Source organism: Nostoc sp. DedSLP04 (genome assembly GCF_034530775.1).
GTDB lineage: Bacteria > Cyanobacteriota > Cyanobacteriia > Cyanobacteriales > Nostocaceae > Nostoc.
This window is the reverse complement of the sequence record NZ_JAVRCL010000016.1, coordinates 1-25,674: the sequence shown is the minus strand read 5'-3', so window position 1 is coordinate 25,674 and position 25,674 is coordinate 1. Positions and strand designations below refer to the sequence as shown.

General features: G+C 41.8%; 29 protein-coding genes and 1 tRNA gene. 12 read left to right on the top strand and 18 right to left on the bottom strand.

The genetic code is table 11. The features are described 5' to 3' along the window. Positions 1 to 15 precede the first annotated feature (15 nt). The 9 genes from RMX89_RS11845 to petL all read right to left on the bottom strand — a co-directional run bounded on the left by RMX89_RS11845 (position 16) and on the right by petL (position 6,736). The gene (locus RMX89_RS11845; protein WP_322674310.1) at positions 16 to 963 is read right to left on the bottom strand and encodes a F0F1 ATP synthase subunit gamma; all 948 of its coding nucleotides are present in this window, start codon (positions 961 to 963) and stop codon (positions 16 to 18) included. A 96-nt stretch (positions 964 to 1,059) separates the two neighbouring features. Continuing rightward, positions 1,060 to 2,574 (bottom strand): F0F1 ATP synthase subunit alpha, encoded by a 1,515-nt coding sequence (gene atpA, locus RMX89_RS11840; RefSeq protein WP_322689069.1) that lies wholly within the window; start codon positions 2,572 to 2,574, stop codon positions 1,060 to 1,062. 208 nt (positions 2,575 to 2,782) lie between these two features. Beyond that, entirely contained in the window at positions 2,783 to 3,337 is a 555-nt protein-coding gene (gene atpH / locus RMX89_RS11835; RefSeq protein WP_322689068.1) for an ATP synthase F1 subunit delta, read from the bottom strand. Continuing rightward, entirely contained in the window at positions 3,334 to 3,906 is a 573-nt protein-coding gene (locus RMX89_RS11830) for a F0F1 ATP synthase subunit B (RefSeq protein ID WP_322674307.1), read from the bottom strand. The genes atpH and RMX89_RS11830 overlap by 4 nt, the downstream gene beginning before the upstream one ends. Positions 3,907 to 4,099: 193 nt before the next feature. Further along, positions 4,100 to 4,531: a F0F1 ATP synthase subunit B' gene (locus RMX89_RS11825; RefSeq protein WP_322674306.1), complete on the bottom strand. Its 432-nt coding sequence runs from the start codon at positions 4,529 to 4,531 to the stop codon at positions 4,100 to 4,102. A 181-nt stretch (positions 4,532 to 4,712) separates the two neighbouring features. Beyond that, positions 4,713 to 4,958: an ATP synthase F0 subunit C gene (gene atpE, locus RMX89_RS11820; RefSeq protein ID WP_012411162.1), complete on the bottom strand. Its 246-nt coding sequence runs from the start codon at positions 4,956 to 4,958 to the stop codon at positions 4,713 to 4,715. 151 nt (positions 4,959 to 5,109) lie between these two features. Next, positions 5,110 to 5,871 (bottom strand): F0F1 ATP synthase subunit A, encoded by a 762-nt coding sequence (atpB, locus tag RMX89_RS11815; RefSeq protein ID WP_012411161.1) that lies wholly within the window; start codon positions 5,869 to 5,871, stop codon positions 5,110 to 5,112. Between the two features lie 60 nt (positions 5,872 to 5,931). Then, on the bottom strand, positions 5,932 to 6,372 hold the full coding sequence (locus RMX89_RS11810; RefSeq protein ID WP_322662783.1) for an ATP synthase subunit I: 441 nt from the start codon (positions 6,370 to 6,372) through the stop codon (positions 5,932 to 5,934). Positions 6,373 to 6,640: 268 nt separating this feature from the next. After that, entirely contained in the window at positions 6,641 to 6,736 is a 96-nt protein-coding gene (gene petL / locus RMX89_RS11805) for a cytochrome b6-f complex subunit PetL (protein ID WP_099101760.1), read from the bottom strand. A gap of 235 nt (positions 6,737 to 6,971) precedes the next feature. On the opposite strand from petL, the gene aroB reads away from it, so the two are divergent. The 3 genes from aroB to RMX89_RS11790 all read left to right on the top strand — a co-directional run bounded on the left by aroB (position 6,972) and on the right by RMX89_RS11790 (position 9,357). After that, positions 6,972 to 8,093, top strand: a complete 1,122-nt coding sequence (gene aroB / locus RMX89_RS11800) for a 3-dehydroquinate synthase (RefSeq protein WP_322689067.1) — start codon at positions 6,972 to 6,974, stop codon at positions 8,091 to 8,093. Between the two features lie 102 nt (positions 8,094 to 8,195). Beyond that, positions 8,196 to 8,774 carry a Uma2 family endonuclease gene (locus RMX89_RS11795; protein ID WP_322689066.1) on the top strand — a complete coding sequence of 193 codons (579 nt, stop codon included), beginning with the start codon at positions 8,196 to 8,198 and terminating at the stop codon, positions 8,772 to 8,774. A gap of 262 nt (positions 8,775 to 9,036) precedes the next feature. After that, positions 9,037 to 9,357 carry a hypothetical protein gene (locus tag RMX89_RS11790; protein ID WP_322674302.1) on the top strand — a complete coding sequence of 107 codons (321 nt, stop codon included), beginning with the start codon at positions 9,037 to 9,039 and terminating at the stop codon, positions 9,355 to 9,357. Positions 9,358 to 9,514: 157 nt separating this feature from the next. Here the strand turns inward: RMX89_RS11790 and RMX89_RS11785 are convergent, their stop codons facing one another. Next, positions 9,515 to 9,730 (bottom strand): hypothetical protein, encoded by a 216-nt coding sequence (locus RMX89_RS11785; RefSeq protein WP_099101757.1) that lies wholly within the window; start codon positions 9,728 to 9,730, stop codon positions 9,515 to 9,517. 465 nt (positions 9,731 to 10,195) lie between these two features. Here RMX89_RS11785 and RMX89_RS11780 point away from each other — a divergent pair, with 465 nt between their 5' ends. Further along, positions 10,196 to 10,507: a hypothetical protein gene (locus RMX89_RS11780; RefSeq protein WP_322689115.1), complete on the top strand. Its 312-nt coding sequence runs from the start codon at positions 10,196 to 10,198 to the stop codon at positions 10,505 to 10,507. Positions 10,508 to 10,735: 228 nt separating this feature from the next. After that, on the top strand, positions 10,736 to 11,074 hold the full coding sequence (gene trxA / locus RMX89_RS11775) for a thioredoxin (RefSeq protein WP_322674300.1): 339 nt from the start codon (positions 10,736 to 10,738) through the stop codon (positions 11,072 to 11,074). Between the two features lie 82 nt (positions 11,075 to 11,156). On the opposite strand, the gene RMX89_RS11770 is transcribed toward trxA, so the two are convergent. The 4 genes from RMX89_RS11770 to RMX89_RS11755 all read right to left on the bottom strand — a co-directional run bounded on the left by RMX89_RS11770 (position 11,157) and on the right by RMX89_RS11755 (position 15,807). Next, complete coding sequence (locus tag RMX89_RS11770; protein ID WP_322689065.1) at positions 11,157 to 11,690, bottom strand: dihydrofolate reductase family protein; 534 nt, start codon at positions 11,688 to 11,690, stop codon at positions 11,157 to 11,159. A 149-nt stretch (positions 11,691 to 11,839) separates the two neighbouring features. Continuing rightward, complete coding sequence (locus tag RMX89_RS11765; protein WP_322689064.1) at positions 11,840 to 12,094, bottom strand: TIGR03643 family protein; 255 nt, start codon at positions 12,092 to 12,094, stop codon at positions 11,840 to 11,842. A gap of 45 nt (positions 12,095 to 12,139) precedes the next feature. Further along, positions 12,140 to 13,942, bottom strand: coding sequence for an ABC transporter ATP-binding protein (locus RMX89_RS11760; protein ID WP_322689063.1), 1,803 nt, complete (start codon positions 13,940 to 13,942; stop codon positions 12,140 to 12,142). Between the two features lie 86 nt (positions 13,943 to 14,028). Beyond that, positions 14,029 to 15,807 (bottom strand): ABC transporter ATP-binding protein, encoded by a 1,779-nt coding sequence (locus RMX89_RS11755; RefSeq protein ID WP_322689062.1) that lies wholly within the window; start codon positions 15,805 to 15,807, stop codon positions 14,029 to 14,031. A gap of 212 nt (positions 15,808 to 16,019) precedes the next feature. On the opposite strand from RMX89_RS11755, the gene RMX89_RS11750 reads away from it, so the two are divergent. Next, complete coding sequence (locus tag RMX89_RS11750) at positions 16,020 to 17,081, top strand: L-histidine N(alpha)-methyltransferase (RefSeq protein WP_322689061.1); 1,062 nt, start codon at positions 16,020 to 16,022, stop codon at positions 17,079 to 17,081. A 358-nt stretch (positions 17,082 to 17,439) separates the two neighbouring features. Here the strand turns inward: RMX89_RS11750 and RMX89_RS11745 are convergent, their stop codons facing one another. Further along, entirely contained in the window at positions 17,440 to 17,649 is a 210-nt protein-coding gene (locus RMX89_RS11745) for a type II toxin-antitoxin system HicB family antitoxin (protein ID WP_416211976.1), read from the bottom strand. Further along, a complete protein-coding gene (locus tag RMX89_RS11740) occupies positions 17,636 to 17,902 on the bottom strand; it encodes a type II toxin-antitoxin system HicA family toxin (RefSeq protein ID WP_322689060.1) in 267 nt (88 codons plus the stop codon). The genes RMX89_RS11745 and RMX89_RS11740 overlap by 14 nt, the downstream gene beginning before the upstream one ends. Before the next feature lie 525 nt (positions 17,903 to 18,427). On the opposite strand from RMX89_RS11740, the gene RMX89_RS11735 reads away from it, so the two are divergent. Together RMX89_RS11735 and RMX89_RS11730 are read left to right on the top strand one after the other, a co-directional pair. Continuing rightward, entirely contained in the window at positions 18,428 to 19,198 is a 771-nt protein-coding gene (locus RMX89_RS11735) for a pentapeptide repeat-containing protein (protein ID WP_322674293.1), read from the top strand. A 172-nt stretch (positions 19,199 to 19,370) separates the two neighbouring features. Next, positions 19,371 to 19,994 (top strand): TenA family protein, encoded by a 624-nt coding sequence (locus RMX89_RS11730; protein WP_322689059.1) that lies wholly within the window; start codon positions 19,371 to 19,373, stop codon positions 19,992 to 19,994. A 287-nt stretch (positions 19,995 to 20,281) separates the two neighbouring features. Here the strand turns inward: RMX89_RS11730 and RMX89_RS11725 are convergent, their stop codons facing one another. After that, a complete protein-coding gene (locus tag RMX89_RS11725) occupies positions 20,282 to 21,886 on the bottom strand; it encodes an iron uptake porin (protein WP_322689058.1) in 1,605 nt (534 codons plus the stop codon). A gap of 388 nt (positions 21,887 to 22,274) precedes the next feature. Here RMX89_RS11725 and RMX89_RS11720 point away from each other — a divergent pair, with 388 nt between their 5' ends. Continuing rightward, on the top strand, positions 22,275 to 23,216 hold the full coding sequence (locus RMX89_RS11720) for a metal ABC transporter substrate-binding protein (protein WP_322689113.1): 942 nt from the start codon (positions 22,275 to 22,277) through the stop codon (positions 23,214 to 23,216). 64 nt (positions 23,217 to 23,280) lie between these two features. Here RMX89_RS11720 and RMX89_RS11715 read toward each other — a convergent pair whose 3' ends face one another. Then, positions 23,281 to 23,406, bottom strand: coding sequence for a hypothetical protein (locus RMX89_RS11715; protein ID WP_322689057.1), 126 nt, complete (start codon positions 23,404 to 23,406; stop codon positions 23,281 to 23,283). Between RMX89_RS11715 and RMX89_RS11710 the strand changes: the two genes are divergently transcribed. The 3 genes from RMX89_RS11710 (at position 23,393) to RMX89_RS11700 (ending at position 25,245) form a co-directional block, all read left to right on the top strand. Then, positions 23,393 to 24,169 carry a metal ABC transporter ATP-binding protein gene (locus RMX89_RS11710; RefSeq protein WP_322689056.1) on the top strand — a complete coding sequence of 259 codons (777 nt, stop codon included), beginning with the start codon at positions 23,393 to 23,395 and terminating at the stop codon, positions 24,167 to 24,169. The two genes, RMX89_RS11715 and RMX89_RS11710, sit on opposite strands and share 14 nt — an antisense overlap. Before the next feature lie 47 nt (positions 24,170 to 24,216). Beyond that, complete coding sequence (locus tag RMX89_RS11705) at positions 24,217 to 25,098, top strand: metal ABC transporter permease (RefSeq protein ID WP_322689055.1); 882 nt, start codon at positions 24,217 to 24,219, stop codon at positions 25,096 to 25,098. 74 nt (positions 25,099 to 25,172) lie between these two features. Then, positions 25,173 to 25,245 (top strand) — tRNA-Phe (locus RMX89_RS11700). The last annotated feature ends 429 nt before the right edge of the window (positions 25,246 to 25,674 follow it).

Sequence of the window (25,674 nt, the reverse complement as noted above, 5' to 3'; positions counted from 1 at the left end):
ACAACAAGTATTTTTCTAAGTTAGTGCTTCAGCACCACCAACAACTTCTAGGAGTTCTTGAGTAATTGCAGCTTGTCGGGCTTTGTTGTAGGACAGCGTGAGGGTGTTAATCAATTCACCAGCATTTTCACTGGCATTACTCATGGCTGTCATCCGCGCTGCTAGTTCGCTAGCCGCCGATTCTTGTAGCGCCCGCAATAGCTGGTTACTCAGATACAGGGGCAATAGAGAATCGAGAATCTGCACTGGATCTTGCTCAAAGATCATGTCAGGAGCCAACGTGCGGGCTTGGCTAGTCACTTTCTCCCGTTCAACTTCAAATTTACCGCCACGGGTTGTCAAGCGGAAGATTTCATCATCGCCTGCTTCTAGACCTTGCGGATCGAGGGGCAATAGAGTTTGTATCACAGGACGGGAGCTAACTAAGGAAAGGAATCTGGTGTAAATTAATTCGATGCGGTCAACTTCTTCCGAAAGGAACAAGGAAAGTAGTTGGTCAGCAATCTGATTAGCTTCTGCTGCGGTGGGAATTTGCTCTAAGCCGCTGTAGGTGGCGTCAATTGGCTGATTGCGGCGCTGAAAGTACTGTGTAGCTTTCCGTCCGACTAACACAAATTGATAGTTTAAACCTTCTGCCTTGATTTCCTTGGCGCGATTTTCTGCACGACGGATAACGTTACTATTGTAGCCGCCGCATAGACCGCGATCGCCTGAAATTACCAACAACCCGACTGATTTAACTTGGCGTTTTCTCAGCAGTGGCAAGTTTGCTTCTTCAAACCGCAGACGGCTTTGCAAACCATACAATACTTGTGCCAAGCGATCGGCAAAGGGGCGAGTCGCTAGCACTTGTTCTTGCGCCCGGCGCACTCTAGCCGCAGCTACCAGACGCATGGCTTCTGTGATTTTTTTGGTGTTTTTGACCGACTGAATGCGATCGCGTATTGCTTTTAGATTGGCCATATTCTTGAGTTAGGAGTTAGGAGTTAGGAGTTAGGAGTTAAGAGGTAGGAGTATTTCATTAACTTTTAACTCTTAACTCTTCACTCCTCACTTTAATTACGCTGCTGCTTTGAAGGTCTTCTTGTATTCGGTAAGTGCTTCCTTTAAGGCAGCTTCTTCTGCATCACCTAGCGCTTTGGAGGCTCTTACTCCTTCGGCGTACTTACCAGTCTTTAAGTACTCGCGCAAACCTTGGGTAAAGGTTGTGACTTTATCTACGGAAACGTCATCTAAGTAACCATTGATACCAGCGTATAGAATTGCTACTTGCTCGTATACTGAGAGTGGCGAATTTTGTGGCTGCTTGAGGAGTTCGCGTAACCGTTGACCCCGTGCCAACTGGTCTTGAGTGGCTTTATCTAAGTCAGAAGCAAATTGAGCGAAGGCTTGCAGGTCGTCAAATTGGGCTAGTTCCAATTTAATCTTCCCAGCAACTTTTTTCATTGCTTTGGTTTGCGCAGCAGAACCCACGCGGGATACAGAAATACCGGGGTTCACAGCCGGACGGATACCAGCGTTGAACAAGTCAGAAGACAGAAATATCTGACCATCGGTAATGGAAATTACGTTGGTGGGGATGTATGCTGAAACGTCACCAGCTTGGGTTTCGATGATTGGTAGGGCGGTCATACTGCCTTTACCTAATTCGTCACTTAGCTTTGCTGCTCTTTCTAGCAAGCGGGAGTGAATGTAGAATACATCTCCAGGGTAAGCTTCGCGTCCGGGTGGACGACGCAGCAGTAGTGACATTTGGCGATAAGCTTGGGCTTGCTTGGAGAGATCGTCATAAATTACCAGGGTAGCTTTGCCTTTGTACATAAAGTACTCGGCAATAGTTGCGCCTGTGTAAGGAGCTAAGTATTGTAGGGTTGCTGGTTCGCTGGCGCTAGCGGTGACGACGACGGTGTAATCAAGTGCGCCTTTTTCTTGCAATGTTTGTACTACGTTGGCGACTGTGGAAGCCTTTTGACCGATCGCAACGTAGACACAAATTACATCTTCTTCTTTTTGGTTGATGATTGTGTCGATTGCGATCGCAGTTTTGCCGGTTTGGCGATCGCCAATAATCAATTCCCGTTGACCGCGACCGATGGGAATCATTGAGTCAATAGCTGTAATCCCCGTTTGCATGGGTTCGTGTACTGACCGACGAGCAATGATACCTGGTGCTGGAGATTCAATCAAACGGCTGTCTGAGGATTTGATGTCTCCTTTACCATCAATGGGACGACCCAAAGCGTCTACAACTCGTCCAATTAAGGCTTCTCCTACTGGAATTTGGGCAATTCTACCGGTAGCAGTTACAGAACTACCTTCTTGAATTTCCAACCCTTCACCCATAAGCACCGCGCCCACGTTGTCTTCTTCTAAGTTTTGGGCGATGCCAATTGTGCCATCTTCAAATTCTAAGAGTTCCCCAGCCATAGCCTTTTCCAGACCATAGATCCGGGCAATACCGTCACCTACTTGTAGCACGGTACCAACGTTAGCAACTTTGACCTCTTGATCGTATTGCTCGATTTGTTGTTGGATAATGCTGCTAATTTCGTCAGGTCTAATTGATATGCTCATGTGTCTATCTTGTTTGCTTTCGAGACGGGAAAATTCAATAGTTAGGAGTGATGAGTTAAGAGTGATGAGTTAAGACGGATGAGTTAAAAAAGCAAAGGTTAAAAGTTAAAAGTCAAAATAAATTATTGTTTACTTAACTCTTAACTCCTAACTTCTAACTCCTAACTCCTGTACAGACGCGATTAATCGCGTCTCTACTCCTAACTTTCTAGCTATTAGTTAAGCGCAATGAAAGGCGACGCAACTGACCCCGGATACTGGCATCAATTACCTGCGAACCTACTTTAATGATTACACCACCAATTAACTCGCTGTCTACCTTGGTTTCTAGTTCTACCTGGCGAGCATTACTGATGGCAATGACCTTTTGGATGATTGCCTGCTGTTGAGCTTCTGTGAGGGGAACGGCTGAAATTACTTCCGCTAATACGGTTTGATTCAGCTGCCGCAACAGCGCCAGATATTGTTGAAAAATTGATTCCAAGAATGCAATGCGGCGTTTGTCTACTAGCACTAACAAAAAGTTGCGTAAGTAGGGGTTAGAGCCTTCACCGAGTATTTGTTTGATGAGAGCTTTTTTGTTCTCAGCCTGAATAAACGGGTTGCTGAAGAAGTTTTGTAGCTGTTTGTCGGCTCTTAAGAGTCCCAGTAAAGTACGCGCATCTTCCCCGAACTCTTCTGTCAAATTTTTCGATTGCGCTATTGACAAAAGTGCCTGTGCATAGGGCTGGGCTATTTCGGCTGTTGCTACCTGACTTGTCATACATTGCCTCCCAGTTGTGCGATGCTGCGGTCAATTAAACTTTGTTGAGCATCGTCGGCAATCCCGCCTTTGAGTTGCGATTCGACTTTTTGCAATGCTAGTGCAGCAACTCTTTGCCGCAGTTGAGCGATCGCTCGCTCTGTTTCGGTATTTAAATCTGCTGCTGCTGTTTGTTTCAAGCGTTCTACGTCTTGCGCTGCCTTCGCCAACAAGGCTTCTTTCGTCTTTTGGGCGTTTTCTGTGGCCGATTGGCGGATACGTTCTGCTTCTGCCTGAGATTGCTTCAACTGCTCTTGCGCTTGGGAAAGGGCAGTCTTTGCCTCTTTTAAGCGCCCTTCTGCTTCCTGAATTGCGGTGGCAATATTGGATTGTCGCTCGTTCAGGATATTGCTTAAAACTTTACGTCCAAAGTAGAATAAGATGCCAACCAGAATCGCTAGATTAATCAGATTGGTTTCAAAAATGTCTAGGTTTAGACCGAAACCACCTTCTGCTGCGCCTTCTGCCAATTCAGAGTGAACAGCGTTCGCTTCTGCGGCAAGTAATAAGAATGTCCCCATGATACCCATTTACAAGTGCGCTGCTCGCTTGCTAATACGTTGTATTTTTCCCAAGGGAAGGAAATTTAAGTATCTTTTCCCCGTAAGGAAATTAAGTATCTTTCCCCAGAAGGGAAAAAGTGCCTTTATTTGACACTTAAATTTTGCGCTCTGGACTAGGGCCCAGTTGCGCGTATGCTTTCGCAGAGCCAGTCTAGTTAGCTTATCTAACTGGAGTTGGCCCCAATAGTTTTTCTAGAATCTGCCGGCTTAAAGCATCAACTTGTTGCTCTAAGGTGCGAAAAGCTTCTTGCTTTTGTTGTTCTATTTCAACAGAAGCTTGTTCTCGTTGAGACTGAGCTTCCTTTTGGGCTTCAGCGATTTTCTCGGCAGTAATTTTTTTAGCTTCCAGTTGAGCTGCTTCTAGAGTAGCTTGCGATTGTCTACGAGCGTCTGCGAGTTGTTGCTCATATTCGGCGGCTAAACGCTCGGCTTTTGCCAAGCTTTCTTTCGCCTCAAGGGTATTCGTTCGGATATAACTATCGCGATCGTCTAGTACCTTGGTCAGTGGCTTATAGAAAATTGCATTCAACAAAGCTGCTAGTAGCAGGAATTGCAATGCCATGAAGGGCAAGGTAGCATCGAAATCAAACATTTGTCTCCTCTTTGGCTGGAGTAGCAGTTTTCATGGCTAGCAACATCATCCAACCTTTCATATTTTAGAGACCCATAGCCAACAAGGGTCAACTGAACATTATAACTATTGAGATACCTAAAACATTTCGATTGTAGAGGCGTGATGGTTCACGTCTCCACACTCACAAAAATTTCAGGTATTAGCCGAAAGGATTAGCAAACAGCAATACCAGGGCAATTACTAGACCATAGATAGTCAAGGATTCCATGAATGCCAAGGTTAATAGCAGAGTACCGCGAATTTTTCCTTCTGCTTCAGGTTGACGAGCAATACCTTCTACTGCTTGTCCAGCAGCGTTTCCTTGACCAATACCAGGGCCAATTGCAGCTAAACCAATCGCTAAAGCAGCAGCGAGAACTGAAGCAGCCTGAACTAATGGATCCATGTTGATTTTCCTTGCTTTGATTACAAAACTAACAGACATTACGTTAACGATTAGAAACGTGATTTTCACGCTGCACAGGAGTTCTTTCGATCGCGCTTTGCGATGTTTTGAGCGAATATGCTCTTCTTGACTGTGCTATCAACTGAGAAGTTTAATGCTCCTCATGTTCTTCTCCACCATGCCCCTCCATTGCCTCATGAATGTATGCTCCGGCTAGGGTGGCGAAAACCAGAGCTTGAATGGCACTGGTAAATAAACCCAAGGCCATTACAGGCAGAGGTACAAATAGAGGAACTAGCAGCACCAACACCGCTACAACCAATTCATCCGCCAAAATATTACCAAATAGCCGGAAGCTTAGGGAGAGGGGTTTGGTGAAATCTTCTAGAATTGCGATCGGCAACAAAACGGGTGTTGGCTCTATATATTTCTTAAAGTAGCCTAAACCCCGCTTGCTAAAACCTGCGTAAAAGTACGCTAAGGAAGTTAGCAATGCTAATGCAACAGTCGTATTGATGTCATTGGTGGGAGCAGCCAACTCGCCTGAAGGTAGCTTGATGAGCTTCCAGGGAATTAACGCGCCTGACCAGTTCGATACGAAAATAAACAAGAACAATGTGCCAATAAATGGCACCCAAGGGCGGTACTCTTTCTCACCAAGTTGGTTTTTTGCCAGATCGCGAATAAATTCTAAGGCATATTCCATCAAATTCTGGATGCCCTTGGGAATTCTTTGTGCGTTGCGAGTAGCAGCTATTGAAGCCACTACTAGAATACTAATCACAAACCATGAGGTGAGAAAAACTTGCCCATGAATTTTAAGATTGCCCAACTGCCAGTAGAAATGATGTCCTACTTCTAATTCGGCGAGGGGAAAAGAATTAAAGGCGTTTAAGACACTAAGCATTTGCATTCTTCAAGCATTTTCCCCAACGAGCGAGGATGGGATTACTATCTTTGTGAGCCTGACTTTTTAAGAATCAGGAATGAACGCAATTTGCACCATATAGACGAAGAGCGTGGCTTTGTAAGTTAGAAATCCCAAAAAAATGGGCAGAATCTGTAGCTCACGCCATTGAGTTGCCACGATCATCACTCCAATAAACAGAGCAAAACGAGTTTTACTCAGACTGGTTTTCTGACTACCAAGCTGCTCAACGTCTCTAGCCAACATTTTTAAGTAAACCACACCTGTACACGCCCCAATTAAATAATTTAGGGCAATGTTTAAGGAATAAAAAATCCACACAGAGATAAAAATAACCCCCGTCAAGACAAGCGTGATTACCAACAATCGCTGGAAGAGTTCATGGAACTCTTGCATGGAGTTACCTGATTCTGTGCCTCCAGAACCAGTTTTAGCATCTTGTTGCGTTGTCGGAGTGGGCGCAATTGATTCGTCTGACAAGCTCACGGGACTTGAAACCAGTACAGTTAAATATGATGACTGCACATTCAGTCAGCTGAATCATATCACGATGCGGTAACAATACTTTAGGAAAAAACAATTAACTTCTTGTCAACATCAGGCAGTAAGTACCGACGGACTAAAGCCTACAGCAATTTTACCAAGTCCACGTTGCCGGACTTGGTGAAAAAGTAAAGGTTTTATAGCCTATTTGTAAACTGAGGGCAGGCAAGATGCCCGCCCCCACAAGAGTCTTGGGTTGAATATACCTCGATTAAATTATTTTGGCAGTCCGTAGACCGAACAGCAATCCTACAGATAAGCCAAAGAATAAACCCAAGAAGACGATATAAGATACAATTGCAAACATTTATTGCTCTCCAGAATACTTCCTAAATCTATTGAATCATTAGTTGTTGGGTATTGGGCATTGGGCATTGGGCATGGGGCATGGGGCATTGGGTATGGGGGTAGAAGAGAAATAGTTACTGCAACTTCTCCCCCTGCTTCCCTGATTCTTACCAATCCCCAATCCCCAATGCCCTATGCCCATTTTCTAGATTGCGATACAATACAGCCCACGGACGCTTGTTTGGGGTTGGGCAATGACTTCTGTAATTAATGTAAATCTACCAGAGCAGTCTTATGAGATTGCGATAACTTCGTTGAGCTACGCTAACGCACCTTCGAGTTTAGATCAACTGGGTCAACGGATGGTCAGTCTCAAGCTGGGCAAGAAGGTACTGCTAGTTTCTAATCCGACGATTTTTAAGCATTTTGGCGAAAGATCAATTAAATCCCTAAAATCTGCTGGATTTGAAGTTGCTAGCTGCACTCTACCGCCTGGTGAACGCTACAAAACCCTCAATTCCATCCAAAAACTCTACCATGTAGCCTTAGAAAACCGTCTAGAACGTTCTTCTACGATGGTGGCTTTGGGCGGAGGTGTAATTGGCGATATGACTGGCTTTGCGGCCGCAACTTGGCTACGCGGTATTAATGTTGTCCAAGTGCCTACCTCTTTGTTAGCGATGGTAGATTCGGCGATTGGTGGCAAAACTGGCGTGAATCATCCCCACGGTAAAAACTTAATTGGGGCATTCCATCAACCGCGTTTAGTTTTGATTGACCCAGATGTGTTAAAAACTCTCCCTATGCGCGAGTTTCGGGCAGGAATGGCAGAAGTTATTAAGTACGGCGTGATTTGGGATGCCGAATTGTTTGCCCAGTTGGAAGCAAGTAAACGCCTCGACCAACTCCGCTATGTCAAACCTGACCTAATAACAAACATATTAACGCGCTCTTGTCAAGCGAAAGCTGATGTTGTTAGCAAAGATGAGAAAGAAGGCGGATTACGCGCAATTCTCAATTATGGACACACCATCGGTCATACAGTGGAAAGTTTGACTGGTTATCGTCTAGTAAATCATGGTGAAGCGGTAGCTATTGGTATGGTAGCAGCCGGTCAAATTGCTGTGGATTTAGGACTGTGGCAAAAGGAAGACACAGAACGTCAAAACGCTTTAATTCAAAAAGCGGGTTTACCGACTCAGTTACCAGATGGGGTAGATATTGAAGCAATTATTGAGGCGTTGCAATTAGATAAGAAAGTCCAAGCCGGGAAAGTTCGGTTTGTTTTACCAACAGAGATTGGTGTGGTAACAATTACCGATGAAGTGCCATCGGATATTATTCGGCAAGTGTTGCGGGGAATGCGAACAATTTGAAGAAGAATTCAGAAGTCAGAATGGGCTAAACGCCCCGCTACCGCTAACAGGAGTCAGAATAAAAGTTAGTTGCTCTGTCCCTCAATTACGAATTAATGAGTCATGATACTCCAAGCCAAAAATCAATTAACTTTGCAAGAGTTCCTAAATCTTCCACCAGGCGAGGGAGATGTAACTTATGAGCTTGTTGATGGTCAAGCAAGTCCTAAAATACAAGCAAAATTTTTTTACGCGAAACTTACCCGCGTTATTCTCAATTTGATTGAGCAATCGTGTGAGGGTAAAGGAGAAGTTTGCCCGGAATGGGCTGTTGCCTTAACTCGTCGAGGACGAGATTGGATGCCAATTCCAGATATTTTATACATTTCTTATGAGCGTTTACCCGCCAACTGGGATGAAAATGAAGCTTGTCCTGTTCCTCCTGATTTGGTAATTGAGATTATTTCCCCAGGGCAAACTTTTGGACAAATGGCGGCTAAAGCCAAAGACTATTTAGATGCTAAGGTGCTGCGAGTGTGGATATTAGATAGTAAAGCCAGAAGCATTACTGTTTTTTATCCCGATGCAGCACCACAAACTTATATGGGAGAAGAACTACTCACAGATTCTTTGTTTGAGGGACTGCAATTTACTGTTGAGCAGGTGTTTCAAAAGGCGAAAATACCATTAGCTACTGAATAGCACAATTCTCTTGTTTTCAACATCCATCGAAATTTCAAGTAGTGGAAGGTTTGTCTAACTTTAACCAGTTGCTTGAGCAACTTATCTGGTTAATTTAGATAGTAGCTGTATTTACGCTGTACTATACTAATAGTTTAGCTGATTAATTGATAATTCATCCATTTGTAGGAGGTAATTAGCAAGGGAATAAGTCTACTTTATTTATAATCAGACCAACACTAATATGGTTGGAAACTGTCTTCACGTAACCGATCTATCAACTATGTTAAACCTAATATTTACCGGATGTATAAAAATAAAACCTTTGGTGCTTTCAACAGCTTTTTTACTGGCTGTACAGACTTGTGCCAATGCTGAACAAGCAGTTCCTAGTTTGACTCCAAGACAAGCTCAACATTTATCCCGTGACTTGGTTCCATATAATTCTCAAGAATTTTTTAGACAAGGAAAAGATTCAATTGAGAGAGAAATTCAAATTCTTAATCAAAGACAACAGCGCCCAATTAAACCTATTCTGAAGATTGATTCAGTACCGCAAAGCAAAAGACCACATACTCAGCAAAAACCCCAACGTCTTATCTAAGTAAGAATCATCACTCTTCTATGGCTTTTGCTTGTCTTGTTAATTCTTAAGCTGTAGCACATAAGCTACATTCCCAGACATCACAATCACTATGCTTTGCTTTTGGGCAACAGAGGTTTTGTATTACCAATAAATTTCGCAACAAAATTTTACAATTTTATTCGTCTAGCAAACTCATCAACGCTTGAATTTCAACGTCTTGCTCTTGCGGCTCTGATAATTGAGATTGTAGCTTTAATAATTGACTCTGTAATTCTTCTGCTACATGAAGCATCTCAGACTCTTGTGCAATTTTTAGCTGATTTTCTTTAATTTTGATTTGTTTAAGCAAGTCATTTTCAACATGAATTGAGTTGTAATGTTGAGCAATCATAGCTTTACATTTATTATCAATCTATAGAGTTCAATTAAATTTTCCACTTATGTATTATTCCACACTTTTGTCATTTTTTAAATATCTGGCGATTTAATCTCGCTCGTTCGTAGTTTTTAATCTGTTCTCTTCTCAAAATTTTGGGAATATTGACTTCAGGTACTTCCAGTTAAAAAACATCTTATTTTAGGGATGCCCAAATGTGCGCCCCTAATACAAATGTACGAATAATTTGGGATAATTTCTTTTTTGTAAGTTACTAATATAGAGGTTATCATCGTGAGGGCATATAGCTAGCTGTGCTAATTTACCTGTGTAGCATATTTATATTTTTATAGACTTTTGTAAAAATGAAAATTATAAAATAAAATTGGTTGGCTTAAGGCAAATTTTTAGACAACACATATTAACTTTTTGGTTAATTTTCCAAGTATTGTAGATATGTTAAATATTATTTTGGGCAGTATGGACTTAAAGTTTATCAAGAAAAAGATTTATATCTTTATAAAAATTATATCTACAGCGCTGATAACAAGCGCAATTGGATTGGAATCGTGGAATATTTATGCAGTAATAACTAACATTCATGTACCAAGCAGCCTTAATCCAATTTTTTGGATTGAGCGTTTTGCAATGATATGCCATTTTATTGAAAGTATTATAGCAGCTTTTTATGCACCTTCAAGACAAAAGATACCAATAAAATATGCTACTTATACTTTTTTTGTCGGCACAATTGGGTTGTTAGAATTATTTGGTCAGGAGGATGACTGTTGACGCTTCTACGCCTTGAAGGTATGGGTTTTTAGATAGTAATGTGCGTTATGCGATCGCACCCTACGTAAAAAGATGATAAGTAATTAAATATACCCTCGTCAGCAAAAATCATCTGCGGGAGTTTTCCCATGAATGTAGGTAACTAATGAATCTGACACTCAGAAGGGAGTATAGTTTGTATAGTTAGTTTTTTGCTGAAATTTTAGTTTGCCACTAAGGAATTAAAAAATGTCTACTGATACTGACATAGTTACTTACGTTGAAGAAAGTGAATTTGATGTTGTTTTAAATGGAAGTGAAGAGAAAGTTGTTGTTGTTGATTTTACTGCTACTTGGTGTGGCCCCTGTCGCTTAGTCAGTCCGTTAATGGATCAACTTGCCGAAGAATATAAAGGTCGCGCTAAAGTAGTCAAGGTAGACGTTGACAGGAATAAGCCCATTTTCAAAAAATTCGGTCTTCGCAGTATTCCAGCAGTTTTAATTTTTAAAGATGGTATTTTAGCAGAAACTATAGTAGGGGTTTCTCCTTACGAAGACTTTAGCAACGCTGTTCAGAAGCTTGTTTAGCTAATCTGTAATGACGCTCCTGCGTCGCTAATGCTGCGCTAATGTAATTCGTAGAGAAGATCGTTAAGGATTACGAATTATTTTAACCATTTACTTTTCGCCTATAATGTGCTTGAAGTAAACCAGTAGAATATTGTTGTGAGTTAATCAGCTCCAATTTTACTTCAGGGGTAGGTGGTGGAAAAAGATGTATCCCGCCACCTAAGATAGTTGGAATCGTTGAAATGATATATTCGTCAATCAAGCTGTGCTGAAGAAACGAATTGATTAATTTTCCGCCACCAACTAGCCAGATATTTTTAAAACCTTGAGCCTCTATATTAGCTAACGCCTGTTTTACTGGGTCAGAGACAAACACAACGTCCTGACGCTCGGATTGTAAATTACGCTGGGTGAATACGAAGGATTTTTTTTCTGGATAAGGCCATCGATCAAAACCCAGCCCTACTTCATACGTTTTGCTACCTAAGACGATCGCATCAATCGATTTGTAAAAATCAGTGTAACCGTAATCTTCACCTTCTGTATCAAGGATTGATAGCCATTCAATTTTGCCATCGCTGCGAGCAATGTAGCCATCCAAACTAGCTGCAATGTAGAGTGTAACTTTCGTCATGGGGTTTGTGAATTTGGTAGTTTTCACTCAATGAGTGCAAGCAATCGCAGGTTTATTTTTTCGACCGACAGCATTTTAGCCTCTGTTGGTTTATATCATAAAAGAGCGATGTCTACGACGACGGGCTACGCCTACGCTTACCCAATTACTTACGTTTTTTGATTGTGCGACTTAAACCGACCTGTAATAAATTCTCGCTGAGATAAATGCTTTGTATTGCGTTTGGTGACTCGCTCTCGCCACATTTTAAAACTAGATTCTTTCATTTCGCGCCTCATTAGGGCAATTACCTGTTTCTCCAGTAGCCCAAACTGAGCCTCAATCGCATCAAAAGATGTTCTATCTTCCCATGCCATTTCAATGATGCGATCGATGGTTTCCGAATCTAGGTTAGGGAGCTTCATTTTTTTGCTGACAATTAGTAAATTTGAGCTATATATCTATATATTTTACTTCTCGTTTTGAAGAACCATTGTGTCTGCTGCACCCAGTTGCAGAGCATAAAGGTTGGCATAAACACCCTGCTGATTAACGAGTTCGGCGTGAGTACCTTGTTCGACAATTTGCCCTTGCTGAATTACTAATACCCGATCTGCCTGAGTAACTGTGCTGAGGCGGTGGGCAATTACGAAACTAGTACGGCCTTGGAGCAAACGAGCGATCGCACTTTGTACTAGTGCTTCTGTGCGGGTATCGATGCTGCTAGTGGCTTCATCCAGAATCAGAATTCGGGGATTAATTAATACCGCCCGAGCAATACTGATTAGTTGTCGCTGTCCTTGGCTCAGAGGCGCTCCCCGTTCACCCAATTGAGTTGTATAACCCTGTGGTAGTGAGGTAATGAACTCATGCACATTTGCCAGTTGTGCAGCCGCTTCGATATCAGCTTGGCTGGCGTAAGGAGCGCCAAAAGCTATATTTTCGGCGACGGTACCGGTGAATAAAATATTATCTTGTAGGACGATGCCAATTTGACGGCGCAGACTTGCTTGAGTCACGCTACGCACATCAAGATCGTCAATTTTTACTGCACCGCTTGATACATCATAGAAGCGCAAAATCAAGTTAATAATTGTACTTTTTCCCGAACCAGTTGGCCCGACTAATGCAACCATCTCTCCTGGATAGGCGTGTAAATTCACTCCTTTAAGAACCAGTCGATCTGGGTTATAGCCAAATTTGACATTTGAGAATGTCACCTCACCTTGAATAGGCGGCATTTCTATGGCATCGGGTGCATCTTTGAGTTCTGACGGTTCATCTAATAATAGAAATATTCGCTCTAATCCGGCAAAAGCAGATTGAGCTTGAGTATAAAACTGGCTGAGAATTTGGATCGGGCGGAAGAACTGCTGGACGTAAAGTAAAAAGGATGTCACTACACCCACTGTTGCAGCTCCTGTTACCGCTAGATAACCGCCATAGGCTAGCACGCCAGCCGTTGCTAGTGTGTTGAGAAAATCGATAGAAGGCAAAAAGGCGGAAGTAATTGCCACAGCCTCAACGTTGGCATCTCTATTAGCGGCGTTAAGAACGTCGAATTCTGCGATATTCATCTGTACGCGATTAAATGCTTGTGCTTCTCGGACGCTGCCAATATCTTCTTCTAACTTGGCAGAAAGTTCCCCAATGGTTTGTCGGGTGACGCGAAATCTGGCTCTTGCCCAACGTGCAAATAAGCTTGTGGTAAAAATCATCAGTGGCACAACCAGATTGCTCAACAAACCAAGTCGCAGGTTGATTGAGAGCATGGCAATCACAATGCCCACCAAACTGAAAGTATTGCCCAGCATTTGGGCAATCGTCAGTCCAAATGCTTGATTCACGGTGTTGACATCATTGAGCAAGCGACTCATTAAATCGCCTGCTTCGCTGCGATCGAAAAAGCTGAGTGGCAGACTTTGGATTTTAATGAAAATATCTTGCCTTAGTTGAGCCAGCAATCGCTGCATAATCCAGCCGACTCGAACAATTTGACCCCGAATTGCTAAGACACCAAGTCCGTAGTTTAGCCCTAGTAGCCCTAACAACATCAGCAGTCCTTGCAAATTCCCTTGTGCAATCAGCCGATCGATCGACCAGCCGAGAAAGAATGGCCCAACTGCCTGAGTTATGGCACCAATTAATACTAATGTCAGAGCGATGGGAATTTCTTTGCGATAAAGCAGCACGTATTGTAAAAAGCGCCGCAGGGTGGAAAATTGCTGACTCGCGTTTTCCTCAGATGCAACAACGGGAATAGTGCCTCTCATAAAAATTTTGGATTTTAGATTTTGGATTTTAGATTAAAAGTCTTGATTACAAGGCTGTAAGCAAAATTAATGATGCTAATTGGAGATCATTTTTTCTCCTTCGGCTTTACCTGAGATTCCAAAATCACACCGTAGAGTGGACTGGTTTGCATCAATTCTTCGTGAGTGCCTTGTGCTACCAAGCGTCCTTTATCCATGAGAAAAATGCGGTCGGCATTTTTCACGGTGCTAATACGTTGAGCTACTACAAAGGTTGTACAAGCTTTTTGGCGCATTAAACCATCTAGTTCGGCTTGAATTTGGGCAGCAGTTTTCGCGTCTATAGCTGAGGTACTATCATCGAGTATCAGAATGCTGTAATCGGTTAGTAAGGTACGAGCGATCGCAATTCGCTGCTTTTGTCCACCAGATAAGCCTACGCCCCGTTCGCCCACAATCGTCTCGTAGCCATCGGGTAGACCGCTAATAAAATCGTGCATTTGGGCGGTTTTTGCAACTTCAATCACCTGCTCTAAGGTAGCATCGGGTTTGGCGTAGGCAATATTTTCGCGGATTGTGCCAGAGAAGAGGGTGGTTTCCTGAAAAACAATACCAATATGCGATCTGAGACTTTTGAGTGTGAAACTTTTTATATCTCGTCCGTCAATGCGAACTGCTCCCTTGGTGACATCGTAAAAGCGAGGAATCAGGTTCATGATTGTGCTTTTTCCCGAACCAGTCATTCCAAGAACGGCGATTAGCTCGTTAGGCTTGGTTTCAAAGGATACTTCTTTGAGAGTTTCGATTGTCGCTCCGGGATAGCGAAAGGAAACATTTTCAAAGGTAATTCTACCACCGCAGGTGTCAAAGGGGACAGCACCGGGGCAATCGTGAATTTCTACCTCTGCATCCACAACTTCGTAGACTCGTTCGGCGGAAGCAGCTGCTTGAGCGATCGCGGGTGCGGCAAATCCAATCAACAAAATCGGTTGGAGAATCAACGCTAGATAGGAGTTAAACGCCACCAGCTCGCCAATGGAAAATCTGCGCCCAATCACCTGCGCTCCCCCATAGGCGAAAACTGCCAGTGTTACCAAATTACTCAGCAAGAATATCAAGGGAAAGGTATCGCGGATGGCGCTAATGGTCTTCATGTTTGCCTTGACTAGGCCATCATTCAGAGTTGTGTAACGCGACCTTTCGGTTGACTCCCGCACAAAGGCTTTTACTACGCGGATTCCTAGCAAGTTCTCTTGCAATATAGCATTGAGGTTGCTCAGTTGCTCTTGTACTTGCCGAAAAAGTTTGTTATTTCGGCTGACGAATCGTGCCATTAACCATGCGGTTATCGGCACTGCTGTTAGGCTAATCAGTGCTAATTGCCAGTTCATCACCAGCAAAACCACCGAAATACTCACCAATGTCACAACTGAACTGACGACCTGAATTAAACTAGTACCAACAAAGGTACGAATTTGTTCAATGTCGCTGGTAACACGGGTTAGTAGTTGGGAAGTCTGCGCCTGGTCATGAAAGCTGAAACTGAGATTTTGAATTTTGCTGAAAATTTTGTTTCGCAGGTCATAAGCAACACCCTGAGACACTGCTTCTGCTAAATAGCTTTGTCCAAAGTTAAATACACCACGAGCGATCGCCGCGACTACCATCCAGGCGGCGCTATATAGCACAATTTGGAGATTTTTTGGCGCGATTCCCTCATCAATTCCCCACCGAAATAGTTGTGGAGTGAGTGCGTTTGCGATCGTCAACAGCAACAGGCTGACCAATGCTCCAAGCGAAGTCCATCGGTAAGTGCTTAAACTTTTAAGCACGCGCTGGGTTGCCTTTATCGACGAAGTTTCCTGGAGTTCTGGTTGCTGAACCAATGGTATTTACCCCTGTATCATTGGAAAATTATCGTACTTTGATTGTAAAAAAACAATTGACCATTTGATAGTGGCGAATGTGAAATATAGAGTACCTCTCTTGTTTGTGGTGCAAATTCCGAGTTTTGGGACAGTGGCATGGGAGAATACATTTTTAGCAAGCATTGCGGCTAATCAATTTCAAGACCGAAGAAAACCAAAGAACAAGAATAATGGCTCAAAATTTTCATAGCAATTCCCAACTTCCCTGTGATATTTCACCTGCTATCAGTCGCACAGCAAAGCCAAGTTCTGAGTTCTACTCTCTTTTTTCTGAAGAAGAAGTTTCAGGGATAATTCATGCATTAGAAGTCAGACGAGAAATTCCTCTCAAGTATTCTTATAAAGGGAGAGGTGCCAAAATTTGGAACGATTTTTATCTGAAACACGCTATTCCTAGATGGTATGGAAGAGCAAATGTAGAAATTGACCTTTTAAAAGATAATTTTAAATACCTAAATGGTAATATAAAAGCTGGTGATAGAGTAAATATTATAGACGTTGGCGCAGGTAATTCCTATCCAGTTAAAAAGTTTATTTGCAAACTAAACAAACTAGGAAAAGTTAATAAATATATTGCCTTAGATATTAGTGAAGAATTGCTTCATGTATCCAAAAGCAATTTTAAAAAATGGTTTCCATTAATTGATTTTCTCAGTTACACAATTGACATAGAAAGTAGTTGTGTACCCAAAAGTTTATTCCAAAATCAAGCTAGCCTTGAAATTGACGACACAACAAAAATATTTTTACACTTAGGTGTTACCATTGGAAATCATCAAAATAGAGATGAGGTGTTCAAAAATTTTAGAGATAGCATGGGAAAAAATGATCTTTTAGTATTTACTAACGAAACTGGTTCTAACTCTACATGGGATGGAATAGTTAGAGGTGGCTGCAAGTATCATGTAGAAGAAGTATATGGATGGGTTAAAAAGAAGATTGGGATAAAATCTGAAGATTGCGAACTAGTGAGAAAATATGATTTAAAAACAGATAGTATTGTTGCTAATCTGAAACTACGTCATGATTACACTATAAATTTTAGTCGCATGGGTGTAGATAAAAATATTGAAATCTCTAAAGGTGAAGAGATTACTATTTGGCGACATCACAAGTATGAAATACCTAAACTATTGCAAGAGCTAGAACGTTCTGGACTACAACTTATTCACTATACTACTAACAAATATAAATCACATATTATGGTAATTTGTAAGGTTGCCAGTAACTAAGTTTTTCACTTAAAGAATGTTTGAAAAGTTATGATTAATGTATCAAATATTCTTTTACCCCACCCTAACCCTCCCCTTATAAAGGGGAGGGAACCGGATTTTCTTGTTTACCCCCAATATATCGGGGGAATTAAGGGGGGTAATTCGACTTGTGGTACAAGCATTTGATCTGAAGTTGACAATAATGGGCAATACTATGTACCCATTCAAATGAGAATCGCTATAACTTAGATACTATAATGGCAGCCAGTAGAAATTTTTAGGTCTTTTAGCGAAAATTTTTCCGAACCGTATCTAATGTGGTATTAAATATTTCTGATGGTGCTAAAAAATCAGTTTAACTTGCTTTGTGTATCAATTAAATATACATCAAACGTGGTCTAGGCTCAGGAACTGGACGCCCCAAATCTTTAGCAGTTTCTATCCATTCCTGCACAACTAATTCTACATTATGCAGTGCTTCTTGATAAGTATCACCGTCAGCAGCACAGCCTGATAACTCTGGAACTTCAGCAATAAAAGCTCCATCTAATTCACTCCAGTAGAGAATAATTTCATACCGAAACATTATTTTTACTTCCTAGCTTATATTTGAGAATCACTGCCCGAACTTGTTTAATTTGATAACTTTTGGCTTTTCCTTTTTTATGTTGCAGGTTCAATATCTCCTCAACATCGGCTTTGACAAAAATACGATGATCGCCACGAATCCGTTCTTCAAAGCCTAGTGTATATAAAAGTTGCCACAGTTGGGCGAAGGGGATATCTGTATCAGAAGTCCCAGAGATAATTTTGTCTAAGAGTTTGTCTTGCTGACTCACGTTTTTCTGACTGCCTTAATGTTTCTATAGTCTCATATTTATTTAAAATCAGGGTATCCAAAAGCAAATCTATCATTTTGCTCCTGAGTTAGAGCATCCCTGATGACAATGACTAGTCCAGTTATAGGGCAAACTTTAGGCTTGGATACTGCTCTACTAATTGACTTGATTTTAAAAAATACTAATTATTTGGATGTTACAGATGATTTTTTGGAAGCGATATTTTGCAGTGAGTTTAATTTTGTAACATCAGTTTCGCCTCTAGTAAAGTGTATCATTTATCTTGACGAATGATGCTCATTTACCCTTGTTACTGGGGTTATCAATCTTAATATCGGCTCAATTTATACTTTTCCGACTTTTCTATAATCCTTTAGCGTAAGGTTCCACAGGAAAGGTATCACCAATTTATAAGTGATGTAGGCAACTACAGAGGACAAATTATTGAGATTGCTCATATCATAATGCTGAGGTATAAATCCATCTCAGTTCATACTGCTATTAAGTAAAAAATATTACATAAATATGAAGAATCAACTTCTAAGTGCAGTTGCATTTTTAACCACGATTAGTTTGACAACGACCGTACAAGCAGCTAATTCTGAACATGTTAAACAGTTATTAGCAACCAAACAATGTCAAAACTGTGATTTGACGAGTGCAGGTTTAGTGATGGCTGACTTATCTGGAGCCAATTTGAGCGGTGCTAATCTCACAGGTGCTAACCTCAGCCGTGCAAACTTGAGCGGTGCAGATTTGCGGGGTGCAAACTTAAGTGGCGCGAGTTTATTTGGCGTTAACCTGAGCGAAGCTAAATTTAATGGGGCAAATTTGACGGGTGCTGATTTGAGAAATACTTATTTAGCAAATGCAGAACTAACTGGCGCTTACTTGAATGGGACTAACTTTCAAGGTGCAGTTGCGATACCATCACAAATTGCTTCACCAGCAGATTTTTATGCTCTGGGTGTAGCAGAAGGGCAAAAAGGCAACCAACAGCAAGCAATCAGTTATTTTAATCAAGCGATCGCAATTAAACCAGAATATGCAGATGCTTATCTAGCTCGTGGTGTCGCCCGTTACCAAATACTAGATAGACAAGGTGCATTCCAAGATGCTCAAGTTGCACAAAAATTGTTTACATCCCAAAACAACAGCACTGGAACCCTAACAGCCCAAACTTTTATCAAAGAACTGCAAACACCCGTCAATGAGAAGGTAAGTACTGGTAAACCCAGCTTCGTTGACTTTTTGGGAAGTATTGGCTCAGTCTTGCTCAATTTCTTCCCTTTTTAAAAGAGATAATAACAGTTAACAAATACTTCTCTACGAGACGCTGCGCCTTAAGCGAAGCTATGCCGCAGGCTTTACGGCTTCTCTACGAGACGCTGTTCGCGTTCGCGGTTCCTGAGCGTAGTTGAAGGGCAGTACAAATGACAAATGACAAATGACAAATGACAAATAACAAATGACTTTATCTAACGAATTATGGGCAGCAAATCAAGACTTAGCCCAAGCTTGCTTAGAGCATCCTTTCGTTCAAGGTATTGGCGATGGTACTCTTGAGCGAGCTAAATTTGCTTACTACGTAGGGCAAGATGCTTTTTTCTTAGAAGCTTTTGCCCGTGCCTACAGTATCGCCGCAGCTAAAGCACCAGACTGGTTAGGTTTCACCACATTTCATAATTTAGCTAGTGGGGTTTTAGAAGAACTACGGCTGCATAGTAGTTATGCTTCTGAGTGGGGAGTCAATTTGTATGCTGTAGAACCTGCATCTGCTACCCGCCGCTATACTGATTTTTTGTTAGCAACTGCTTGGAGCAAAGATGTAGGTTTAACTGCGGCGGCGATGTCTCCGTGTATGCGTTTGTATGCCTTTTTAGGAGAAAAATTGGCTGGTAACGGTATTCCCGATCATCAATATGCAGACTGGATTCGTACTTATAGCAGTGCAGATTTTCAACCACTAACACAACAATTAGAAAATTTGGTTGACAATTATGCCGCTACCAACTCTGTTGTGCATTCAACTTATCGTTATGCAATGTTTTGCGAACGCGACTTTTTTCAAGCTGCGTGGATGTTCAATTAAGCAAATTCATATCGAGCAACTTTTTTGACTTTTCCTAACTGTCAAACTCGCGTTGTTTTCAGATATAGCACAAGCCTTGGTGGTTAGGACATTAACAGATGATAAAACTTAGACACAACAAGACTTTTCACCCAATCCCCAGCGATGCACTGAGCTTGTCGAAGTGTCACCAGTCCCCAGTCCCTTGCTATATCAAGCTGGGTAAAAATGCTAAGTTCTATTTTTAAACCTATACACAAAAAAAGACGCAAATTTATCTTTTGCGTCTTCTTTTAAGATTTTAAAAATTAGAAACTGAATGTGGTTCTCAATGCACCAATAACAACATCATCATTCGTGTCGTTGTGATCTGGAGATGTTAACCAGATGACTCCAGGAGTAATGGTGATATTGTCACTCAGCTTATATTGGTAAAAAGCCTCAAGATGATAGGATGTATCAGGATCGCTATCCAACCCTGCGATGTCAGAACTTGTCACTTTCGGCTCCACACCAGCGATGATACCTGCTAAGTTACCTTTTTTACCGAGGTCAGGGAAGCCCAAGGTGACAGCATAGTTCCAAATATCAACGTCTCCACGAGTTCCTCTCAAGCTTTGGCTGTTGGTGTATCCAGCCCAACCACCTAAGACGATGTTATCAGTGATGCCAATGGATGCTTCGACACCGTAAGAATTACTGGAAAATCCTACTTGATCTTCTGGTAAACCCTGGATAGCTGCTATATCCTGGAAAGTGGCGGCATTGCTACCCGTGAGTAGTGGTTGATTATAGGAATTGATGTAAGTTAAACCGATAGAAATGCGATCGCTTGGTTTAACTGTCAGCTGCGCCAACGCACCATAAGAACCATTGAACAAACCATTATTGGGTGTAGGGTCATTAGCTGTACCACTCAAATACCCTAGACTTAGTGCCAATTTATCATTGAACTCGTGCGTTACTCCCAACCCCGCGCCATTTATTTGGTTATAAATTGGGTTACGTGTACCAAAGGTGGACAAAGCACCAAAAGCACCATCACCATCAAAGAGATTCACAGTAGTGGTAAGGTCGTCTGCTGCACCTGCATTAGCAATAGCAACAACCTCTGTTTTTTCGCCCAAGGGAAATCTGTAAAACAGTGCATCTATCGCAGCATCAGTAGTACCATCCTCGCCAGTAAAAAATAAGTTACCCTCTGGCGTACCAATATTAGGGCCGAGAATATTATTAGCCTGGATTCTGGTGAACAGCGTATCTTTCCCTGTGAAACTGGTTACTAATTCTATCCGCGCCCGTAACCCTAAAGTTGTATTCTTATCTGTAATTTCCGCACCGTTGACTGTATTTCCTGACAACACATCGCTAACAACTGCAACAACTTGTCCTTGCAATTTAGTTGTAGTTGAGAACTGATTCGCCTCTAATTCAGCAGTTCGCGCTTCTACTGTATCCACACGACCTCGGAGTGTCGCCAGTTCGGCGGAAAAATCTTCTTGCAACTTTTGTAATGTGGCTAAATCTTGTTTGTTAACTAAATCGCCAGTGGCTGTAGCAATAAGTTCGTTAACGCGATCGAGACAAGCATTCAAACCAGCAGCAAACTCATATCGCGTTAATGCCCGATTACCGCGATAAGTGCTATTTGGGTATCCTGCAATACAGCCATAGCGTTCAACCAAAGACTGCAATGCTTGAAATGCCCAGTCGGTTGGTTGTACATCAGAAAATTGAGACACGGAGGTAACTTGCGCTTTTGTCTGAACTTTTGTGTCTGGATTAGCTAAAACTTGCACTTGATTGATTTCAGACATACTAGAAGTTTCACCTGCAAATGTAGCAGTATTCACAAATAGCATGACATTGCAGACTGCTGGACTAACTAGCAGATATTTCCAGAATTTTTGCATTTCTCTCCTCACACCGATCTCCAACTCACACCCAAACCACGTTTAAAAAACGTGTATTTTATGAGAATATTTGTCAGCAATCTTATCAGAAGTCAGGAAACTTTTTAACAAAAAAAGTCAAGAAATCCTAATTATTTAGGGAAAACTAAATTGGAGAGGGCTGTACCGTCTGAAAAAGTTTTGTTATTACTCATTACACAGCAAACCCAGAATGATATTATATACGGAGAATGAGAATGAGAATTATTATAGTATAAAGTTGTCAATAGGAATTTTGACATAGGCAGAGTCAGCATCCGTTTTGGAGGCAAAATAGGTGATTGTGAATTGCAGAGAAATTAGAACAGGTAGGCAAAGAAGCGGCATCTTGCCTATAATTGCTCTGCTAATGTTGTCGATGGCTACTGGGTGTAGCCAATCGAATCCAAATCAGGGAACAACTTCCGAACAATCGCCGCAAGCACAGGAAGCTGCTTCTACCCCACAGGCGCAGTCGGGAAAAACTAAAATAATAGCGACGTTTTTGCCGATATATTTGTTTACTAAGGCAGTAGCTGGGGATGTTGCAGATGTAGAAATTCTAGTGCCACCTGGTACGGAGGTACATGAATACCAAGCGACACCAGGAAATGTCAAAGCGATCGCTACTGCTAAGGTGTTAGTGAAAAATGGTTTAGGCTTAGAGGAATTTTTGGAAGGTACTGTCAAAAATGCCCAAAATCCCAAATTAACTGAAATTGATGCAAGTATTGGTATTAAACCCTTAAATGCAATTTCACCTGTTGTAAAAACTACGTCAGATGAAAAAGACCACGAACATAGTCAAGGTAATCCTCACGTTTGGTTAGATCCAGTTTTAGCAAAACAGCAGGTAACAAATATTCGAGACGGATTAATTACTGCCGATCCGAGGAACAAAGCTACTTACGAAGCAAATGCTACAGCTTATATTAAAGAATTAGAAAGTTTAAACAGTGAATTTCAGCAGACTTTACAGAAAAATCCCACTTGCACCTTTATTACCTTTCATGATGCATTTCCATATTTAGCTAAACGCTATAACCTCAAGCAAGTTGCTGTGGTGCAAATTCCTGAAGATCAACTTTCACCAACAGATGTCCAAAATGCCGTCAGCGCTGTGAAAAAATACAAAGTTAAAGCTTTATTTAGCGAACCAGGAGTAGATAATAAACTGCTCAACAGCCTCTCTAAAGACTTGAAATTAAATTTGCGTACTCTGGATTCTTTAGAAACTGGAGAAACAGATCCACAGCATTATTTCAAGGCAATGAAAGCTAATTTAAAAATTTTGGAAACATCATGTAAATAGATTTGTCCTTTGTCCTTTGTCATTTGTCATTTGTCATTTGTCCTTTGTCTTTTATTTAAAGTTACTAAGCATAAACCAATGACCAATGACCAATGACCAATGACCAATGCCTAATGCCCAATGCCCGATGCCCAATGACCAATGACCAATGACCAATAACCAATGACCAATAACCAATGACTAATGACATTCCTATTTTGAAAGTAGAAGGATTAACTGTTTATCAAGGCAGCTATCTAGCTGTTCGAGATGTTTCCTTTGAATTATTACCAGGAACAGATACAGCCATTGTTGGCCCCAATGGTGCTGGTAAAAGTACCTTGGTAAAAGCGGTTTTAGATTTGATACCTCGAAGTGCTGGGACGATTGAAATATTAGATCGTCCAATTTCCAGATTGGGGCATTTACGCCACGCATTGGGCTATATGCCGCAAAACTTCATTTTTGACCGCAGCTTTCCCATTTCTGTCAGCGAATTAGTTGGACTGGGATGGACTAAGGAAGGGAAAAAAAAGAATTTATTTTTCTCCAAACTGTGGAAACAAGACCGAGAAAAATCGGCAGCAGTAACAGAAGCTTTACGGCGAACTGATGCTTATCATTTACAGCATCAAGCTATTGGTACTCTTAGTGGCGGTCAACTCAAGCGGGTTTTATTGGCTTATTGTTTGGTAATGCCTCGGAAACTCTTGGTACTAGATGAAGCCTTTGCTGGTGTTGATGTACAAGGTGCAGCAGATTTTTACGCTTTGTTAAATGAATTAAAGCGAGAGGAAGGTTGGACAGTATTACAAGTTTCTCACGATATTGATATGGTAAATCGGCATTGCGATCGCGTGCTTTGCCTAAACCAAAGCATTGTTTGTACTGGTAAGCCAGAAATTGCCCTTTCACCGCAAAACCTGTTAGCAACCTACGGGCCAGGTTTTAGCCGCTACCAGCACCAACATTAAAAGAATTCGTAATTCGTAATTCGTAATTCGTAATTAAAGAATGAATTATGCCAGTAATTATAAATTTATTCAATGATTGTCAGATAACTTGGCTTGCGATCGCTAGTAGTAATGACTTGCTAGAGTTGTTACAACTTGCCTCGATACAGCGTGCGATTGTCGGTGCTGCCTTGATGGGAATACTTGGCGGGATGTTGGGTAGTTTTGTCACCTTGCGCCAGTTGTCATTTTTTAGCCACGCGGTTGGTCATGCAGCATTAGTAGGTGTGGCGTTAGGTGTGCTGCTACAAATAAATCCTACTTGGATGCTATTACCTTTTACCTTAGTTTTTGGGGTTATTGTCCTCTACTTCATCGACAAAACCGACTTAGCTAGCGATAGCGTACTTAGCATCGTGCTATCTGGAGCATTAGCGATCGGTTTAATTCTCACGAGCCAAATTAAAGGATATCGTGGCAACTTGATGGCTGTACTGTTCGGGGATATTCTAGCGATCGACACCACAGATTTGATTTTGACGCTGCTAGTCCTTGTGGGAGGTAGCATATTTTTACTATCAACTCTGCGACAGCAAATTTTATTAACCCTTAACCCCGATGTAGCGCAAGTTCAAGGCGTTCCCGTCCAATTGTACCGCTACGCTTTTGTGGTCTTGCTTTCACTCGCCGTTGCTGTGGCGATTAAAGCTGTTGGTGTTTTACTGGTGAACGCCTTTTTGGTCATTCCCGCCTCCACCGCCAAACTGATGAGTCACCACTTCACCCGCTTTCTAGTCATGTCGGTGATAGTTGGTTCCATTAGCAGCATTGCTGGCATTATTGTTTCAGGTATTTTCAACCTTGCTTCTGGGCCAAGTATTGTTCTTGTCCAGTTTCTCCTATTTGTAGCCGTTTTCGTCTGGTTTAAGTTGAGTTTGAAACCTGCATAACTATTTTTCTCCAAAGACTTGCTATATTCTTTTATCTTTGCTACATTGATTAATCGTGGCTCACAAAAGCCCCAGCCGGGATAGCTCAGTTGGTAGAGCAGAGGACTGAAAATCCTCGTGTCACCGGTTCAAGTCCGGTTCCTGGCATAGATTACAGCACAAATAAAACCCTGACACAGTGGTTCACTGATACAAAAAAACCGCATTAACATAATGGTAGACATGTTGTCAGCACTGAATTTTGGGTATTCTGCTAGTGCAGAGCTTTATATCGATTAGTCGTTTTAAGATGCACCAACTTATTAAAGCCTGAGATACTAGTGTGTGTATCTGACATGTTTGACACAAAAACAGTTCTTCTTGCTAGCCATGCCGTGTAATCAAGGCTAGACGGGCTGATAACTGCGATCGCTCACTGCGCTCATACAGCCAAGAGAAGCTGCTAGCGCTCACAAGGCTAAGGTGTACCTTGAAATGGCGTTAGGGCTATTGAGTCAGTAAACTATTGCCCCTCATTTCTGAGCTGACTTTTCCCGTTAAGTCTCTTTTGCAAGCAGCCAACCTTCACAAAGGTCA